At 54.7% G+C, this 15,918-nt stretch carries 20 protein-coding genes; 1 reads left to right on the top strand and 19 read right to left on the bottom strand.

Features of this window, described 5'->3' with window-relative positions; translation table 11 throughout:
• Nucleotides 1-59: 59 nt before the first annotated feature.
• From uvrC to ylxM, 9 genes are all read right to left on the bottom strand, one after another.
• A complete protein-coding gene (gene uvrC / locus U8U68_RS06760) occupies nt 60-1,949 on the bottom strand; it encodes an excinuclease ABC subunit UvrC (protein WP_322200073.1) in 1,890 nt (629 codons plus the stop codon).
• Between the two features lie 242 nt (nt 1,950-2,191).
• The gene (locus U8U68_RS06755; RefSeq protein ID WP_120425953.1) at nt 2,192-2,455 is read right to left on the bottom strand and encodes an HPr family phosphocarrier protein; all 264 of its coding nucleotides are present in this window, start codon (nt 2,453-2,455) and stop codon (nt 2,192-2,194) included.
• 325 nt (nt 2,456-2,780) lie between these two features.
• Nucleotides 2,781-3,482, bottom strand: a complete 702-nt coding sequence (gene trmD, locus U8U68_RS06750) for a tRNA (guanosine(37)-N1)-methyltransferase TrmD (RefSeq protein WP_322200072.1) — start codon at nt 3,480-3,482, stop codon at nt 2,781-2,783.
• A complete protein-coding gene (rimM, locus tag U8U68_RS06745; RefSeq protein WP_322200071.1) occupies nt 3,482-4,006 on the bottom strand; it encodes a ribosome maturation factor RimM in 525 nt (174 codons plus the stop codon). Before rimM ends, trmD begins: the two co-directional genes overlap by 1 nt.
• A 235-nt stretch (nt 4,007-4,241) precedes the next feature.
• Nucleotides 4,242-4,472 carry a KH domain-containing protein gene (locus tag U8U68_RS06740; RefSeq protein ID WP_322200070.1) on the bottom strand — a complete coding sequence of 77 codons (231 nt, stop codon included), beginning with the start codon at nt 4,470-4,472 and terminating at the stop codon, nt 4,242-4,244.
• 36 nt (nt 4,473-4,508) lie between these two features.
• Nucleotides 4,509-4,751 carry a 30S ribosomal protein S16 gene (gene rpsP / locus U8U68_RS06735; RefSeq protein ID WP_322200069.1) on the bottom strand — a complete coding sequence of 81 codons (243 nt, stop codon included), beginning with the start codon at nt 4,749-4,751 and terminating at the stop codon, nt 4,509-4,511.
• 75 nt (nt 4,752-4,826) lie between these two features.
• Complete coding sequence (locus tag U8U68_RS06730) at nt 4,827-5,171, bottom strand: VOC family protein (RefSeq protein ID WP_322200068.1); 345 nt, start codon at nt 5,169-5,171, stop codon at nt 4,827-4,829.
• A 9-nt stretch (nt 5,172-5,180) separates the two neighbouring features.
• Nucleotides 5,181-6,515, bottom strand: coding sequence for a signal recognition particle protein (ffh, locus tag U8U68_RS06725; RefSeq protein ID WP_322200067.1), 1,335 nt, complete (start codon nt 6,513-6,515; stop codon nt 5,181-5,183).
• 134 nt (nt 6,516-6,649) lie between these two features.
• Nucleotides 6,650-7,024, bottom strand: a complete 375-nt coding sequence (ylxM, locus tag U8U68_RS06720) for a YlxM family DNA-binding protein (RefSeq protein ID WP_322200066.1) — start codon at nt 7,022-7,024, stop codon at nt 6,650-6,652.
• Nucleotides 7,025-7,190: 166 nt separating this feature from the next.
• Here ylxM and U8U68_RS06715 point away from each other — a divergent pair, with 166 nt between their 5' ends.
• A complete protein-coding gene (locus U8U68_RS06715; protein ID WP_322200065.1) occupies nt 7,191-7,604 on the top strand; it encodes an ASCH domain-containing protein in 414 nt (137 codons plus the stop codon).
• A gap of 12 nt (nt 7,605-7,616) precedes the next feature.
• On the opposite strand, the gene U8U68_RS06710 is transcribed toward U8U68_RS06715, so the two are convergent.
• From U8U68_RS06710 to U8U68_RS06665, 10 genes are all read right to left on the bottom strand, one after another.
• The gene (locus U8U68_RS06710) at nt 7,617-8,597 is read right to left on the bottom strand and encodes an ATP-binding protein (protein WP_322200064.1); all 981 of its coding nucleotides are present in this window, start codon (nt 8,595-8,597) and stop codon (nt 7,617-7,619) included.
• 78 nt (nt 8,598-8,675) lie between these two features.
• A complete protein-coding gene (locus U8U68_RS06705; RefSeq protein ID WP_322200063.1) occupies nt 8,676-9,674 on the bottom strand; it encodes a DnaD domain protein in 999 nt (332 codons plus the stop codon).
• A gap of 230 nt (nt 9,675-9,904) precedes the next feature.
• Complete coding sequence (hydF, locus tag U8U68_RS06700) at nt 9,905-11,110, bottom strand: [FeFe] hydrogenase H-cluster maturation GTPase HydF (RefSeq protein WP_322200062.1); 1,206 nt, start codon at nt 11,108-11,110, stop codon at nt 9,905-9,907.
• Between the two features lie 19 nt (nt 11,111-11,129).
• On the bottom strand, nt 11,130-11,615 hold the full coding sequence (locus tag U8U68_RS06695; RefSeq protein ID WP_322200061.1) for an NUDIX hydrolase: 486 nt from the start codon (nt 11,613-11,615) through the stop codon (nt 11,130-11,132).
• Nucleotides 11,616-11,639: 24 nt separating this feature from the next.
• On the bottom strand, nt 11,640-11,837 hold the full coding sequence (locus U8U68_RS06690; protein WP_322200060.1) for a hypothetical protein: 198 nt from the start codon (nt 11,835-11,837) through the stop codon (nt 11,640-11,642).
• A 17-nt stretch (nt 11,838-11,854) separates the two neighbouring features.
• Nucleotides 11,855-12,268 (bottom strand): EamA family transporter, encoded by a 414-nt coding sequence (locus U8U68_RS06685; protein WP_322200202.1) that lies wholly within the window; start codon nt 12,266-12,268, stop codon nt 11,855-11,857.
• Nucleotides 12,269-12,302: 34 nt separating this feature from the next.
• Nucleotides 12,303-13,751, bottom strand: a complete 1,449-nt coding sequence (gene hydG, locus U8U68_RS06680) for a [FeFe] hydrogenase H-cluster radical SAM maturase HydG (protein WP_322200059.1) — start codon at nt 13,749-13,751, stop codon at nt 12,303-12,305.
• Between the two features lie 106 nt (nt 13,752-13,857).
• The gene (locus tag U8U68_RS06675; protein ID WP_322200058.1) at nt 13,858-14,397 is read right to left on the bottom strand and encodes a hypothetical protein; all 540 of its coding nucleotides are present in this window, start codon (nt 14,395-14,397) and stop codon (nt 13,858-13,860) included.
• Nucleotides 14,394-15,455, bottom strand: coding sequence for a [FeFe] hydrogenase H-cluster radical SAM maturase HydE (gene hydE / locus U8U68_RS06670; RefSeq protein ID WP_322200057.1), 1,062 nt, complete (start codon nt 15,453-15,455; stop codon nt 14,394-14,396). Before hydE ends, U8U68_RS06675 begins: the two co-directional genes overlap by 4 nt.
• Nucleotides 15,448-15,705 carry a TM1266 family iron-only hydrogenase system putative regulator gene (locus tag U8U68_RS06665; RefSeq protein WP_322200056.1) on the bottom strand — a complete coding sequence of 86 codons (258 nt, stop codon included), beginning with the start codon at nt 15,703-15,705 and terminating at the stop codon, nt 15,448-15,450. Before U8U68_RS06665 ends, hydE begins: the two co-directional genes overlap by 8 nt.
• Nucleotides 15,706-15,918 lie beyond the last annotated feature (213 nt).

Raw genomic sequence — 15,918 nt, 5'->3', positions numbered from 1 at the left:
TCCTTTTAAGGCATTTTCCTCCTGCCATCTAGTTATTATTACATTTTTCCCTGCGGATGTCAACCTTTCGGGGAAATTTCGCCCGCATTTTCCGGGTTTTCCCCTCTTTTCTCATGAAAAAAACCATAGACCTGCTTGGCAGCGGGTTTTGTCATGCCTGGAGCGGCCTCTAGCTCTTCCAAAGTGGCTTCGCCTACAGCCCCCACTGTACGAAAGTGCTTTAGTAGGGCCTTCGCCCGAGCCGGGCCCACGCCCTCAATAGACAACAAGGTACTGGAAATGGCCGATTTCTTCCGCTGCTGGCGGTGGTAGCCAATAGCGAACCGGTGCACCTCATCCTGGATGGTGGAGACCAGTGTGAATGCACGGCGGGTGGATGTAATCGCAATCTCTCCGCCGGTAAGGGCAATAGCTCGGGTGCGGTGCTTGTCATCCTTCACCATACCAAAGAGGGGCACGCTAAGGTTCATCTCCTCCAAAACAGGCTGCACCGCCGCCACGTGGCCCTTGCCTCCGTCCAGAAGAATCAGGTCCGGCAGCCGGCCAAAGCCAGTGCTGTCTCCTTGGGCTTGGTGGACTTTATACTCTTGAAAGCGCCGGCGGATCACCTCCCGCATAGAACCATAGTCGTCTTGACCCTCCACAGTCTGGATTTTGAACCGCCGGTAGGCGGCTTTCAGGGGTTTGCCGTTCTCAAACACCACCATGCCCGCCACGTTTTCGCCCCCCTGTAGGTTAGAAATGTCATAGGACTCAATATAGGCCGGAGCCTTTTCCAGGCCCAGCAGCCGCCGCAGTTCATCTAAGGCCGAGGCATCCCGGCCGCTAAGGCCGCTGCTTTGGGCTAAATTTTCAGCGGCGTTGCTCTTACACATCTCCACCAGCTGCCGCTGGCTCCCCCGCTGCGGCACCGTGACGTGTACCACCCGGCCCCGTTTTTCAGTTAACCAACGAGCCACTAGCTCTTGGTCCTCCACCGGGCCGTCCAGCGCAATAACAGGCGGCACCCGGTCCCGGATGGTATAGTACTGACGCAAGAATTCCGACCGGGCCTCTGGGTCCGGCTGGCAGCCCTGGGTAAGGAAGCTCTCTCTGTCGCAGAGCTTCCCCCCCTGAAACCGAAACACTTCAAAGGCGGTCTGGGTCTCTCCTTGGGTCAGGGCGAACACATCCTGCTCTTCCACAGGGCTGGCTACCACTTTTTGTCGGTCTTTCAGCTTATTAATGGCATTGATCCGGTCCCGTAGCCGGGCGGCCAGCTCAAAGTCCAAATTCTCGGCGGCCTGATTCATCTTTTCTGTGAGAGTTTTTACCGAGGTACCGCTGCCCCCTTTAATAAAATCCAGGGCTTGCTGAAAGGCCTCGTTGTAGTCCTTTTCGCTGATCTTCCCCCGGCAGGGGGCGCAGCACTGATCAATATAAAAGTTTAGACAGGGCCTGCCTTTACCAAAATCTTGAGGAAAGCGCCGGGTACAGTCTGGCAGGCGGAAGATCTTCCGGGCCGCATCCACAGTCTGGCGGATAGACCAGAAACTAAGGTAAGGCCCCACATATTTCGCACCATCGTCCTCCACCTGTAAAACCGCTGAAAGCTTTGGCCACTGGCCTTTGCTAATGCGAATATAACAGTACCCCTTATCATCTTTTAAGAGAATATTGTACTTAGGCTGGTGCTGCTTGATCAGGCTGCTTTCCAGCACCAGGGCCTCAAACTCGCTATCAGTCAAAATATACTCGAACCAGTCTACATTTGAGACCATCTGGCGTACCTTGGCGTCATGATTCTTCTCCGAGCCAAAATACTGGCTCACTCGGTTTTTTAGCGCCTTCGCTTTGCCAATATAGATGATCTCCCCGGTTTTGTCATGCATAATGTATACCCCAGGGGTCAGGGGCAGCTGCATGGCTTTGGCCCGCAGCTCTTTCCTTTTTTCACCGTTTTCCTCCACGGCTTATCACCCGCTTTCATTATCCGCTCACCAACCCACAGCCATGTGGCAGGATATATCCCCAGTATACTGGTAGAATTTTTAAGAAAAAAGCACCGCTTTTTTCGCGGTGCTAAACAGCTTGTGCTGTAGCCATGTTACATAAGAACCCGTATTTGACCATAGAGCTTTCTGTGGCTATTCTCTGCCCAAAGCCGCTCTATTGTCAAACGCGGGTTCCAAACGCTACAAGCTTTCCCAAATTACTCTGCAAACCCGGAATTCACCAGAGCTACCAGAGCGTCTACAGCCTCCTGTTCGTCAGAACCATCGGCAATAATCCGGATGGTAACACCGCCCACAATGCCCAGGCTCAGAACACCCAGCAAGCTTTTGGCATTTACTCTCCTCTCCTCCTTCTCCACCCAAATAGAGGACTTGAACTCATTTGCCTTCTGGATGAAGAATGTGGCCGGGCGGGCATGCAAGCCTACCTGATTTTGGACCAAAACTTCCTTTGCGCACATGTACATTCACTCTCCTACAGAATTTTGAAATAGAGGTAATAAGGTTCCCGTCTCGCCTAAAGCCGGCCACGCCGCTGTAAAACTTTTATCGCCTACAGACAAGCCAGCCATTCTTTGGCGTTGTTGTCATTATACCATATTTCATGGCTTCGTCAACACGATTCAGTCATTTTTGTTTTCATGACCAGACCTTTTTTTTATTTTGCCCCTTCCGTTGTGCACGTTGCATATGAATATTAAAAGTTTTCAACAACCTATATGGGGGTCATTCTGAAAAAAACCTCTATTTAGTGCTATTTATTAAAGCACGAGCCATTTATAGTAATTATTGCTCGTTTTGTTTCGTTACTTCTCCCAAAAGGTCTGGGCGATTTTTAGATGTTATAGACAATGCCTCTTCCCTCCGCCAGGCCGCGATCTTGCCATGGTGACCACTAAGCAGCACTGCCGGCACCGCCCGTCCCCGCCAGACCTCAGGTCTTGTGTACTGGGGATATTCCAACAAACCGGAAAAATGGCTTTCTTCCGTAAAACACACCTGGTCTGAGAGCACCCCCGGAAGCATGCGGCTTACCGCATCTGCCAAGATCATGGCTGGTAGCTCGCCTCCAGTCAGCACATAATCCCCGATAGATAGTTCCTGGACATGGTACTCGTCTAAAAGGCGCTGGTCCACTCCTTCATAATGGCCGCAAAGCAACACCAGAGCCGGTTCTTTAGCCAGTTCTTTGGCCATTTGTTGGTCCAGCACCCGGCCCCGAGGGGACATATAGATGATATGCGGCAAAAAACCCAAATGTTCCCTCAAAGCATCTAGCCCCCGGGCAAAGGGCTCGGCGGCCAGCAGCATGCCCTTTCCCCCGCCAAACACCATATCGTCTACCCGTCCCCGGCGGTCAGGGGAAAAGTCCCGCAGCTGGTGGCAGCACAACTGTAGAAACCCCTTCCGGCGGGCTCTGCCCACAATACTATTTCCCATGACAGGGGGGAACATCTCGGGGAAGAGCGTAAAAATATCTACACGCATCAGGCTTCCTCCCCATCTTCATCAAAGATGCCGGGAATAGGCAGCAGCCGGACCTCTCCTGCCTCCAGGTCTACCTTCTCTACCATATGGGCCACCGCAGGGAACAGGTATTCCCTTTCCCCGCTGACAATACGGTACACATCGTTGGCAGGGGTTTGCAGTACCTCTTTCAAAGTGCCGTATTCCCGGCCCGTATTGGCGTCTACTGCCCGCAGACCTTCCAAGTCCTGTAAAAAATACTGGCCTTCCGCCAAACTCACCTGGTCCCGATTTAAGTATAGCACCCGGCCCCGCAGGGCATCGCCCTGTTCTACCGTATCCACGCCTTGCAATTTAATAAGCAAACGTCCCTTATGCACCCGCGAGGCGCTGAGGCCCACCGCCCGAGCCCCCTGGGAATCGAAAAAGAATTCTTCCACCTGGGCCAAAAACTCCGCCGAATCGGCCCAGGGCTCCAGGCAGAGTTCCCCCCGCACACCATGGGTGCGCACAATACGCCCGGCCTCCAAAAACTGCTTTTTCATAACACGCCTCCTTTTTGGTCCCTTGCCATATGCAAAGACCAGCCCCCGGCGGTTATAAACTTCGGGTCGATTAAAGAACTGGAAACGTCATCCTTTCTACCAAGAATTTTCCGGCCATTCCCCAAATAAATATATTTAGAGTCAAAACCGCCATTTCCTATTCCTAAGCAACTCCTCAAAACCGTCAGGAACTGGCCCCTTTTTAGCCAACGCTCAAGGTATTCTTCAACGCCGGTCAATCAATCTCTACCATGATCTTCTGATCATTTCGGGTGGCAGCGGCCCGCATCACCACGCGAATAGCCTTTGCAATACGTCCCTGTTTCCCAATTACCCGGCCCATATCCTCCTCCGCCACATGAAGGTGATACACGGTCACGCCGTTTTCGTCCTCTTCGCTGGATACCGAAACCTCTTCCGGCTTTTCAACCAGCCCGGACGCGATGGCCTTGAGTAGATCCTGCATTGTTATCCTCTCCTTCTTTATATCGTAAAGTCCATCTTAGATAATGCCGTGTTTTTTAAACAGCTCCCGCACGGTATCTGTGGGCTGGGCGCCGTTCTCAATCCATTTCTTGGCCTTCTCAGGGTCCAGCTTTACCACACTGGGCTCTTCCATGGGGTTATAGTACCCAATTTCTTCAATGAAGCGGCCGTCACGGGGAAAACGAGAATCCGCCACCACAATGCGGTAGAAGGGGTTTTTCTTGGCGCCCATGCGGCGCAGTCTGATCTTAACAGCCATAATTTTTTCCTCCAAAATCATGAAATATATTTTTTGTTTATGATAAGGGCTTCGGCCTCTTTGGGGCCGCCCTGGTCAACCATTGGGAAAAGCTCTAAAATATACCAAATTTCCATCTGGGTCCCGGCAGCTCATGTTCACCGCGCCCCAGGGTCGGGGCGTAGGACCTTCCACCACCTGCACACCCATATCCAGTAGTTTTTGGCAGACAGCCTCTATATCCTCCACGGTAAAAGCTAAGACCACGCTCTGCCCAGTTCTAGGCCCGTCATCTTGCAATACGGCCAAGCTGGTCTCTTCTTGAATGAGAAACTGATGCACGGGGTCCTGACTGCCATTATCAATATCAAGCAGCCGTTTATAAAAGTTCGCCAACCGTACCACATCGGTGGTTAACAAACACACTTCGCCTAGTTTCATGGCCCCTCCTTAAAAAGGCAAGTTGGGCATGCCCCGCATTCGTTTGCCCATTTTTCCTTTACCGCCGAACTGCTTCATCAACTTCTGCGTCTGCTTAAACTGGTTCAGCAGTCGATTCACATCCTCTACCTTCTGGCCACAGCCAGCGGCAATACGCTTTTTGCGGGAGGCGTTGAGTGCATCCGGATGAGAGCGTTCATAAGGCGTCATGGACAGGATAATGGCTGCGGTGCGGTCCATCACGCGGTCATCGATGTCCACTTCGTCCAGCTTATTGCCAATCCCCGGCAGTTTGGAGAGAATTCCCTTGATGGGGCCCATCTTTTTTACTTGCTCGAACTGCTCCAGCATATCGTTCAGATCCATTTTATTGTGAAGCAGCCGCTCGGCGGTTTTTGCCGCGGCCTTCTCGTCCAACCGGGCCTGAGCGTCCTCAATCAGCGACAGCACGTCGCCCATGCCCAGAATCCGTCCTGCCATACGGTCTGGATGGAACACCTCCAGGCCGTCCAGCTTTTCACCAGTACCCGCAAACTTGATGGGCTTACCGGTTACCGCCTTGATGGAAAGTGCCGCTCCACCCCGGGTGTCGCCGTCCAGCTTCGTCAAAATAACGCCGGTAATGTCCAGCAGCTCATCAAAGGTCTTTGCCACGTTTACCGATTCCTGGCCAATCATAGCGTCTACCACCAGCAGTACGTCGGTGGGGGCCACCGTTTCTTTCATGCGCCGCAGCTCGTCCATCAGCGGTTCATCAATTTGCAGCCGGCCAGCCGTATCGATAATCACATAGTCGTGGCCATAGTCTTTGGCATGGCGCACCGCCTCCTTGGCGGTCTCCACGGGGTCTTGATTTCCTTTTTCAAACACCGGAGCCCCGGCCCGCTGGCCCATCACCTGTAACTGCTTAATAGCTGCCGGACGGTACACGTCTCCAGCCACCAGCAGGGGCCTATGGCCCTGGCCCTTAAGCATATAGGCCAGCTTGGCGGCATGGGTGGTTTTGCCCGCGCCTTGTAGGCCGCACATCATAATAACGGCCGGCGGGTGGGGCGGGCTTTTCAGCCGCTCCTCGCTGCCCCCCATCAAGGCGGTCAGCTCCTCGTTGACAATTTTTATCACCATTTGGGCAGGAGTCAGGCTCTCCATCACCTCAGAACCAATGGCACGTTCGGTGATTTTTCCGGTTAGCTCTTTGGCCACTTTGTAGTTAACGTCCGCCTCCAAAAGTGCCAGGCGCACCTCTCGCATAGCCTCTTTTACATCACCTTCATTTAGCTTGCCCTTGCCCCGTAGCTTTTTAAAAGAATTGCTCAGCTTTTCCGCCAATCCTTCAAACGCCAATGCCCCTCACCTCTTTTTGTGTAATAACTCGCCTCCGGCGGCCCAAGAAATTTTATACCGCAAAACTTCGCGCAGGCATCTGCTGGTCTTTGCAGCAATCCGGGTGCCGGTTCTTGGCCCTAACGAGATTGCGATCAATTTTTATCCGCAATCTCCTGGGCGCAGGACAAAATTACTCCCGCGTTTTTATCAATCTCTTCCACCGCGCCGTTCTGGGCATTCAGCTCTTGGATATTCAGGGCGCAGTCGCATACCACCGCCAGGGTCTTTTGCATCTCCCGAAAGCGCTTTGCCAGCCCCAGCCGTTCTTCCATTTCCAGCAGCTGCTGTTCCGCCCGTTTAATGGCGTCCCGCGCCCCCTGCCGGCTAATGGCCCGGTCGTCCGCTATTTCGGAAAGGGACATGTCTTGGTTATAATAGGCGTCCACTGCCTCCCGCTGGGTCTCTGTCAGCATTTCACCATAAAAATCTAGTAGATAAGAAATCTTCAGGTCCTTTGCAGCGCCCATGTCCAGCCCTCCTCCACACTTTCTGTAAAGGTATCATCTTTACACCAAATGAATTATACACGAACACAGCTCTTTTGTCAACAGAAAAATACGGGAGTTTACTTTACATAGCCCATCTTGTATAATGATAGACAGTATCTGCAAAATATTCGGGAGGTTTTTGCCTATGAACACCAACGACGAGCCCCGGGCCCTGACCCTGCGGGAGCCCTGGGCTAGCTTGATTTGCGCGGGGCTAAAGCGGATCGAGACCCGGAGCTGGTCCACCCGCTACCGGGGGCCGCTGTACATCCATGCGGGGGCGTTAAAAATTTGCCCCGCAGACGCCCATGTGCAAGAGCTGCTACAGCTGATTCCCAACCGGGAGATGGCCTACGGCCTGGTGGTATGCCGCTGCGTCCTGGCGGACTGCCTGCCCATGGACCAGCGCTTCTTCGACGAATACCCCCTCTCCTCCACCGAGCGCCTCTGCGGCCAGTATGCCCCAGGCCGCTTCGCCTGGCTGCTGGAGGACATAGAGCCCCTGGCCCGCCCCTTCCCGGCCAAGGGAAAGCTGGGCCTGTGGCGGCTGGAGCCGTGACCCCGGCATTTGTCAATTTTGGCTGCGCCGGGTCCGGTTCCTCTGCTGCTGTACCCGCACGTCGGAGCCGACAAATTCCAGCTTGCCGTAGTACCCGGCAATGCGGGAGGCAAAGCGTTCGCCGTAGCGCTCTTCCAGCTCCTTCATGGAGAGGTTCGTACTGATAATGGTGGGCTGGTCCGCCAGCATCCGGCGGTTCACCGTGTCGTATAGAGCCGCGTTCACATAGGCCGAGGGAAACTCGGCCCCCAGGTCGTCTAAAATCAGCAGGTCGCAGTCCACCAGCTTTTCGGCAACCCCCTGGCCCTCCCGGTCGAAGCGCTCCTTTTCCAGGGCGGTGGCAAAGGTCTGGGCCGAGCCGTAAATTACCCCCAAGCCCTTCTCAATGGCGCAGTTGGCAATAGCTAAGGACAAATGGGTCTTGCCAAGGCCCGTGCCGCCTTTGAACAGCAGGCTGGGCGAGTTCTCCCGCAGACGCTGGGCATAGCTTTTGCAGGCCCGCAGCACGCTCTCCATCTGATGGCTGGTCCGGTCATTCTCCTGGTAAAACTCCAGGGAGAAGTTTTGGAAGGTACATTTTTCCAGCGGCAGGCCAGAGCTTAGCTGCTGATAGGCGGCGTTTTTTCTCAACTGCCGCAAACAGCCGCACATGCGCCCATCCACAAAACCGGTGTCCTTACAGTGGGGACAGGTATACCGGGGAGTAACGTCCTCTGCCGTAAGGCCATGCGCGGCCAGCAGTTCCTGGTATTCCTGGGTTAGGGCCAAGCCTGTGTCCCTTAGCTTTTCCAGTTCAGCCCGCACATTGCCCCCAGCCACCACAGCCCGGCCGGCCTTTGCGGCGTTAGAAGCCATCTGCGATTTAATCTCCTGGGCCTTTGGGCACTGGCGGTAAAATTCCTCCAGGCGGCGGGCCGCCGTGGCCTCCGCAGTTTTTCGCCTACGTTCCAGCTCGCCTGCCGCCGCCCCGCCAATGGTTCTGTCATATCCCATAATTACGCTCCCTTTTGTTTTTGATCATACGCCCATTTCGCTACGCTTTTTGGACGCCGTCCTTTATTTCCCATGTCTTTAAAGCTCCTCCGGCAAATCAAAAAAGCTCATGCTCTCCAGCTCGTCAATATCATAGCTCTTGGCCTGACCTTTCGCTTCTTCGGATTTTTTCTCCTGGTCCTTCAGCTGCTCTATGTTCTTAATATTCCTGCTCTGCCAGCCCTCTAACACCTTGTTCATATAAGCGGCGCTGAACTTTCCTGTGTGGTCCACGCAGCTTTCGTAGGCAGCGGAAAGCATTTCTCGGGAAAACCCCCACTCATATACCCAGCGGCAAGCCGCGTCCTCCTCCTTTTTGCTGGGGGAGCGCTTGGGCAGGCCCGCAGCGGCAGACACCTGCCCCCAGGCCAGCCGGCGGCGGCTAAGCTCCTGTAACTTTTCTTCTGCGGCAGCCACGGTAAAGATATTACTTTCTGCCCAATCTCTTGCTACCGAGTCAATGTAACTGGTACCCGTCTTGCCCACCTCCCGGGCATAATTGATGAGCATGACCGTCACCTCCACGGGTAGGCCGTAATCGTCGGAAATGGTCAGCAGCAGCGCGCTCATAGCGGGAGAGAGGGTCTTGCCCAGCACAGCCTCTGTCTCCTGCATCAAAAAGCGTATCTGCTCCGACTCCTCCATCCGCGCAGCCAGGTGGGCGCTGTCTGGACGCAGAAGGCGCTTTTTGGGGGGAAGGGCCGTTTTCTGTGGAGGTTCTTTGTCCGGAATCACTGGTTCTGTCCGAGCCGGAGCGGACGGGGCAGGCTCTGGCTGGGGGACCGGGCGCAGCTCGCCTCCTGACTGAGCCAGCAGGCCCCGGTCGGCCCAATAGTCCAGAGCGTCCAGGGCGGAGTCTGCCGACATACCCAAAGCCTGGGCCATAGCCTCTGGTGAAAAGCTACTGCCCGCATGGCGCAGCACCCAAAGGATTACTTGCAGCTGTTCTTTTCCGGCCAGTTTTAAATGCCGGTCGGCTAAAGCGCAGGGAACCGCGAACACTTGGTTCCACATTCCCATATCAAGACGGTATTCCATGTTGTCAATTCCTTTCCCTTTACAAAGTCCCCAATCATCTACACGCCAGGCGCTTTGTCAAATTCCTTTGTCAATGCTTCCCCCTGGCCTCATCAAACTTTGCCCGTCCTAAAATCTTCTTCGGACATTATAGCACATCGCCTCCGGCAAATAAATACCCAAAAGCGGAAAGTGCTGTTTTCTGCCATAAGCAAGAACTCCCTGCCGCCAGCGCAGGGAGTTTTGTCGTTTTATTCTTCCAGCTTTGCTAAAATTTCCGGGAAAGCCTCCAGGCTTCGGCGAAGGATCCCATGCATCTGGGCAATGGCCACCCCATAGTTGACAATGGGCACCCCCGTCGCTTTGGCCCGCTTCACCCGGCCCTGCATCTCCTTCTCATTGAGCATACAGCCGCCGCAGTGCACCACCAGGGCAAAGCCGGCCAGGTCCTCTGGGAACTCGCCCCCTGAAGTAAAGCAATAGCTAGGCTTTGCTCCGTTGTAGTCCTCAATCCATTTTGGAAGCTTCACAGTGCCAATGTCCCCGCACTGCCGGTGATGGGTGCAGCCTTCGGATATTAGCACCCGGTCGCCATCTTTCAGTTTGCTTAGCCGGGCGGCGCCCTCTACCAGCGTGGCCAAACTTCCCTTATACCGGGCGAACAGAATGGAAAAGGAAGTAAGCAGTACATCTCCTGGCACATCTCCCGCCACCCGGCCAAAGGCCTGCGAATCTGTTATCACCAGCTTTGGCTTTGCAGCCAAGGCTTTTAGGGTTCCCGCCAGCTCCTCCGGCTGGCAGGTGACAAAAGCGCAATGGGCGTCCAAAATGTCCCGCATGGTCTGCTGCTGAGGCAGAATCATCCGTCCCTTGGGGGCCGCGGCGTCAATGGGCGTGACCAGCACCGTCAGGTCTCCAGGGGCTATAAGATCCGCCACAATAGGCCGGGACACATTGGCTTTGGCGGTAAACGCCCCTAGCCGGTCCTTCAGCGCCTCAATATTTTCCCCGGTCCGGGCGCTGACGTACAATTCCCCGTCGGCTAAAGCAGGCCTTTCCCCCAACAGGTCCGCCTTATTATATGCTACCAAGAAGGGCAGCTCCTTTTGGACAAACAGGTCCAGCAGTTCCCGGTCCTGAGAGCTTATGCCCTGGGCCGCGTCCACCACCAGCACGGCAATGTCTGTTTTTGCCAGTACCTGCCGGGTCTTTTCTACTCGCAGCGCCCCCAGCTCTCCCTCATCGTCCAGACCTGGGGTGTCAATCATCACGACCGGTCCCAGGGGCAGCAGCTCCATAGCCTTCTGCACCGGGTCCGTTGTGGTGCCCTTTACTGGGGAGACCACCGCCAGGGCCTGGCCGGTAATGGCGTTGACCACGCTGGACTTTCCCGCGTTCCGCATCCCGAAAAAAGCGATATGGGGGCGCTGGGCAGAAACCGTCTCATTTAGGCTCATCGCAATAACCACGCTCCTTCTACGTCCAATATTCCAAGAGTTTTTCGTCAATAAGGGCAATTCTCTCTTTCCCCTTCACCTGCTGGTAAAAGGCCAGTCTTTCGATCTCTTCCCGGTCCACACGGCGCTTTTCAATCACCGCCAGGTACTCTGGCGGCAGCGTAACCCCGTAGATCGCGCCGTATTCCTCATGCCAATTGCAGTCAAAAAAGTCAGGCGCCATTTTACAGTGCATCAGCCCCAAAAAGGTCCATTCCAGGCCGGAGAGGCCCAGTTCTTCCTCTCCTTCACGGTCCATGCACTGGCGCGGAGTCTCCCCTTCTTCCCGGCAGCCGCCAAAAATCTCCCAATCCTGCCGCCACTTGTTCCAGCCCAGCAGATAGTCGCCGCCCAGCTTCACCACGCCCAGCGAACAGTTAATCGGGCTATACAGCGCGGAGGCTTTCTCTTCCTCCACCGAAATCATTTCCAGCAGCTGGCTGCCGTTCTCGGTTTGTACTAGCATGGCTTTTCTCCTCCTTTTTAGGAGCTATCCCAGTTCTTTCTTACCGCCCTCTACAAACAGTTCCACATAACCGCACTCCGGGCAGACCGCGCAGGAAAGCCGGCCTATTTCTTTCGGAAACCACTTCTTGTCCTCGGCCAGCATCACCCGCCAGTGGCTGTCAGACCCATATAGCGCATAGCCTTCTGTCATCTCCACATCACAGCGCGGGCACTTCCTCATGATTCCACCTCCCCTATTCACAGCACCATCAATAGCGTTCCTGCCCCTATAAGGACACAACCTATGGCAGACTTGAGGGTAACCTTTTCATGCAAGAACACAAAGGCCAGCAGCAAAGTAATGACCACACTCATTTTATCAATAGGCACTACCTTCGAGGCCTCCCCTACCTGTAGCGCGTAGTAGTAGCACAGCCAGGAGGCCCCGGTGGCAAGACCTGAGAGAATCAGAAACGCCCAGCTCTTGGGCGTAATGGCGGAAACCCCGCCCTGGGCGTTGGTGAGGAACACCATGCCCCAGGCCATGGCCAGCACGACCACTGTGCGGATGGCTGTGGCCAGATTGGCGTTCACTCCCTGGATGCCCATCTTTGCCAAAATAGAGGTCAGCGCCGCGAACACAGAGGAGAGCACAGCAAGCAGCAGCCACATATTCTTTCCCCTCATTTCATCCTCTTTTCTCGTTTTAGAACCGGAAGTCCCGGCGGTTGGAGTTCTTAATATCCTGGATATGCTCCTCCGCGATCTGCCGTACCTTGTCCTTGGGAATGCGCTTGAGCTCCTCTTCCACCATCTTGTAGCCCACCTCTTTGGTCTGGGGGCTGGCGTAGTCCTCCAAATACTCACTAAGGGTCATCAGGGCGTTGGGGTGGCAGCAGTTAAGGATCTGCCCGTTTTTGCAAAGGCTCATAAAGCGGTCGCCGGTGCGGCCCTCCCGGTAACAGGCCGTGCAGAAGGAGGGGATATGGCCATTCTCCATGAGCCAGCACACCACCTGGTCCAAAGTACGCTGGTCAGAGACGTCAAACTGCTCGGTGTCATGGGGGCGCTCCTCCTGGGTATAGCCCCCCACCGAGGTGCGGGACCCGCCGCTGACCTGAGAGATGCCCAGCCGCAGCAGCTTGCTGCGCACAGCCTCGGTCTCCCGGGTAGAAATAATCATGCCGGTATAGGGCACCGCCAGACGGATACAGGCGGTGATCTTAGCAAAGGTCTCATCGTCTATTCCATTATCGAACTGAGTGGGGTCTATGTCGTCCGCCTTCTTCAGCCGTGGCACACTAATCGTGTGGGGGCCCACACCGTGGACCGCTTCTAAATGCTCGGCGTGCATAATCAGCCCGGCAAACTCATATTTATACAGCTCCAGGCCAAAGAGCACCCCCAGGCCCACGTCGTCAATGCCGCCCTCCATAGCCCGGTCCATCGCCTCGGTGTGGTAGTCATAGTTGTGTTTGGGTCCGGTGGGATGCAGCTGCTCGTAGCTCTTTTTGTGGTAGGTCTCCTGGAAGAGTATATAGGTGCCAATACCCGCGTCTTTCAGCTTGCGGTAGTTTTCCACTGTAGTGGCCGCAATGTTCACGTTCACCCGGCGGATGTCGCCGTTCTTGTGGTGGACGCTGTAGATGGTCTTAATGGACTCAAGAATATACTCAATGGGATTATTCACCGGGTCCTCGCCTGCCTCTATGGCCAGCCGCTTGTGGCCCATGTCCTGTAAAGCGATGACCTCGGCTTTCACTTCTTCCTGGCTCAGCTTTTTCCGGGGAATATGTTTGTTAACAGCATGATACGGGCAGTAGGTGCAGCCGTTTACGCAATAGTTGGAAAGATACAGCGGCGCAAAGATTACAATGCGGTTGCCATAGAAAGCCAGTTTGATCTCCTCGGCAATCTCATACATCCGCTCCACCTTTTCCGGAATCTCGCAGGCCAACAGTACCGAGGCCTCCCGGTGGGTCAGACCAGAGCACACGCAGCCGGCGGCTGTCTTTTGGGGCCGGGCCTTTTCCAAGATCTGGTCAATAAGCTCCACGTTGTTCTTGTTCTGCTCAGCATAGGCTAAAGTCTCGCGGATCTCCTCGTCATTGATAAATTCCTCCGCGTGCAGGGATTTCGGGTCATACTTTGCCATGATAAATTCTTCCTTTCTTTGGGGCAGATTTCTCTTTGCCTCAGATTTTTTTGCTATGACGCAGTTTGTAAATATAGAAACCGGCATATATAAACCAGACGTTTTTCTACGCGCTGTGTCCATATTTCTCTAAAAAGCCAGAAATATCTCCTATACCGTCCTCCAGTACCGCCCTGTACACGTCCATTGAATGGAACTGATCCACAGCATACAGCTCCCGGGCGATAAGCTCCTGTTTCAGGCGGACGATCCGCTCCTTTTGGGCCGCTGTGGCTCTGGCTGCCATACCGTCGCAGAGGGCCTTTGCCTTTTCGATGGTTTCCCGGTCAAAGAACCATAGGTCAAAGTTCCAGCGCTCCCCGTCAATCATAGCCTCAAAACCCTGGAACCACACGACTTTCCCCTCATCATTCACCTCCTCCTTCGCCTCGTACCAGAGGGGATGAAAGGTTTCCAGAATATAGGCGGTCAGCTGGTAAAGCTTTTCCAGGGACATGCCGTTATTTTCAACATCAATGTCAATATCATTCCAGGCCATCATGTCCATGCGGCAGCTGCCAATGACGCACGGAGTTCCATAAGCTTCTAGATGCTTTAGCAGACCAGAGCCTCCCAGGATACGCTCCGCTTTTTCTTTCCTTGTCACAGGCTTGCCTCCTTTTTCACGTCCCCCCGGTCCGTCACCACCTGATAACCGATCCGTGCCATGCTCTCTTTCAGCATAGCCAGACCCTGGGCGGCCTCGGCCCCTGTGTTCAGCTTATTGTTGTAGAGTTCATACTTGCTCCGTACGTTCTCTGGAGAGAGATTGGGCATCACCACGTTGGCCCCGGCTAAAATCCCCTTTTCCCTGCCCTGCGGATGAATGGTGCCCAGGGCCGTGGTGGCGGGCAGCAGTACCGGAGGATGAATCAAACGGATGATGGACAGCAGATAGCAAGTTAGTTCCAGCGTACCAGCAGGGTGGTCCCCAAAAGGCGTGTCTTTATGGGGGATGAAGGGGCCTATGCCACACATGTCGGGCTTAAACTCCTCAATGAATTTTAGATCCAGCGCCAGGGTCTGGCTAGTCTGCCCCGGCGAGCCTACCATGAGCCCACAACCCGTCTGAAAGCCGATTTCCCTTAGGTCCCGGAGGCAGCGCATCCGGTTGTCAAAGGACATCTCCGGTGGGTGCAGCTGGCCGTAGTGGCCCCGGTCGGCGGTCTCATGGCGCAGCAGGTAGCGGTCGGCCCCGGCATCAAAAAGCCTCTGGTAGCTTGCCCGGCTGCGCTCTCCCATAGAGACGGTTACCGCGCAGTCCGGGTGGCGCTTCTTGATTCCACCAATTATGCCACACAGCACCTCATCGGTAAAATGCGGGTCCTCCCCCCCTTGCAGCACAAAGGTGCGAAAGCCCAGACGGTAGCCCTCCTCCGCACAACCAAAAATCTCTTCCGCGCCAAGCCGGTAGCGGTCACAGGCAGCGTTATCCCGGCGAATGCCACAGTAGAAACAGTTGTTTTTACAGATATTGCTGATCTCCACCAGCCCACGCACGTAGACCGCGCTTCCATAGATCTTCCGCCGTACCGCCACGGCCTTTTCCGAAAGCAGCGCGGCTATGGAGGGCGAAAGCGACTCTACCAGGGTCTGGTATTCTTCCAAGGAAAGGCGATGCCCCTGGGCCAGGGAGTCAACCAACGCAGCAGCCGGCTCACTCACGACCAGGCACCCCCGAAAGGGCGGTTTTTACGCTAATGCCCGGCAGGTTTCCAATCTTCCCCGCCATGGTAGAAATAGTGTCTTGGGGGGCGTCCAGAGCGATACTGATAATATTAATATTTCTGGCCCGGTAGGGAATCCCCATTCTGCCGATAATATATTCGCCGTACTCGTGCAGCAGGGCGTTTAGCTTGTCTACCGTCTGGCTATCCTCAACAATAATACTCATAACCGCAACTTTTGTCTCCATAAAATATTCCTCCTATAAAAATTTAGAAGCGCCGTACCCAATGAAAGATACGGCGCAGCAATGCCACAAAAAGCCGTACCTTTCACGCAGGCGCTGGCCTTAGTGTCAGGCATGGAAAACCTATAAAAAATTATACCCTCTAGAAGGGATATTGTCAAGACTTTTGCTAGAACTTGTTTGAAACATCGAAAACGCCCGACTAAGGAATTTTTC

It is taken from the genome of Acutalibacter intestini (assembly GCF_034334985.1).
Classification (GTDB): domain Bacteria; phylum Bacillota; class Clostridia; order Oscillospirales; family Acutalibacteraceae; genus Acutalibacter; species Acutalibacter intestini.
This window is presented reverse-complemented; position numbering and strand designations above follow the sequence as displayed.

Coding starts and splice junctions, on each gene's coding strand:
- U8U68_RS06755 (WP_120425953.1), bottom strand. CDS start 2,455: ATGTGCGCAAAGGAAGTTTTGGTCCAAAATCAGGTAGGCTTGCATGCC.
- trmD (WP_322200072.1), bottom strand. CDS start 3,482: ATGCGTGTAGATATTTTTACGCTCTTCCCCGAGATGTTCCCCCCTGTC.
- rimM (WP_322200071.1), bottom strand. CDS start 4,006: ATGAAAAAGCAGTTTTTGGAGGCCGGGCGTATTGTGCGCACCCATGGT.
- U8U68_RS06740 (WP_322200070.1), bottom strand. CDS start 4,472: ATGCAGGATCTACTCAAGGCCATCGCGTCCGGGCTGGTTGAAAAGCCG.
- rpsP (WP_322200069.1), bottom strand. CDS start 4,751: ATGGCTGTTAAGATCAGACTGCGCCGCATGGGCGCCAAGAAAAACCCC.
- U8U68_RS06730 (WP_322200068.1), bottom strand. CDS start 5,171: ATGAAACTAGGCGAAGTGTGTTTGTTAACCACCGATGTGGTACGGTTG.
- ylxM (WP_322200066.1), bottom strand. CDS start 7,024: ATGGGCGCTGCAAAGGACCTGAAGATTTCTTATCTACTAGATTTTTAT.
- U8U68_RS06715 (WP_322200065.1), top strand. CDS start 7,191: ATGAACACCAACGACGAGCCCCGGGCCCTGACCCTGCGGGAGCCCTGG.
- U8U68_RS06710 (WP_322200064.1), bottom strand. CDS start 8,597: ATGGGATATGACAGAACCATTGGCGGGGCGGCGGCAGGCGAGCTGGAA.
- U8U68_RS06705 (WP_322200063.1), bottom strand. CDS start 9,674: ATGGAATACCGTCTTGATATGGGAATGTGGAACCAAGTGTTCGCGGTT.
- hydF (WP_322200062.1), bottom strand. CDS start 11,110: ATGAGCCTAAATGAGACGGTTTCTGCCCAGCGCCCCCATATCGCTTTT.
- U8U68_RS06695 (WP_322200061.1), bottom strand. CDS start 11,615: ATGCTAGTACAAACCGAGAACGGCAGCCAGCTGCTGGAAATGATTTCG.
- U8U68_RS06690 (WP_322200060.1), bottom strand. CDS start 11,837: ATGAGGAAGTGCCCGCGCTGTGATGTGGAGATGACAGAAGGCTATGCG.
- U8U68_RS06685 (WP_322200202.1), bottom strand. CDS start 12,268: ATGTGGCTGCTGCTTGCTGTGCTCTCCTCTGTGTTCGCGGCGCTGACC.
- hydG (WP_322200059.1), bottom strand. CDS start 13,751: ATGGCAAAGTATGACCCGAAATCCCTGCACGCGGAGGAATTTATCAAT.
- U8U68_RS06665 (WP_322200056.1), bottom strand. CDS start 15,705: ATGGAGACAAAAGTTGCGGTTATGAGTATTATTGTTGAGGATAGCCAG.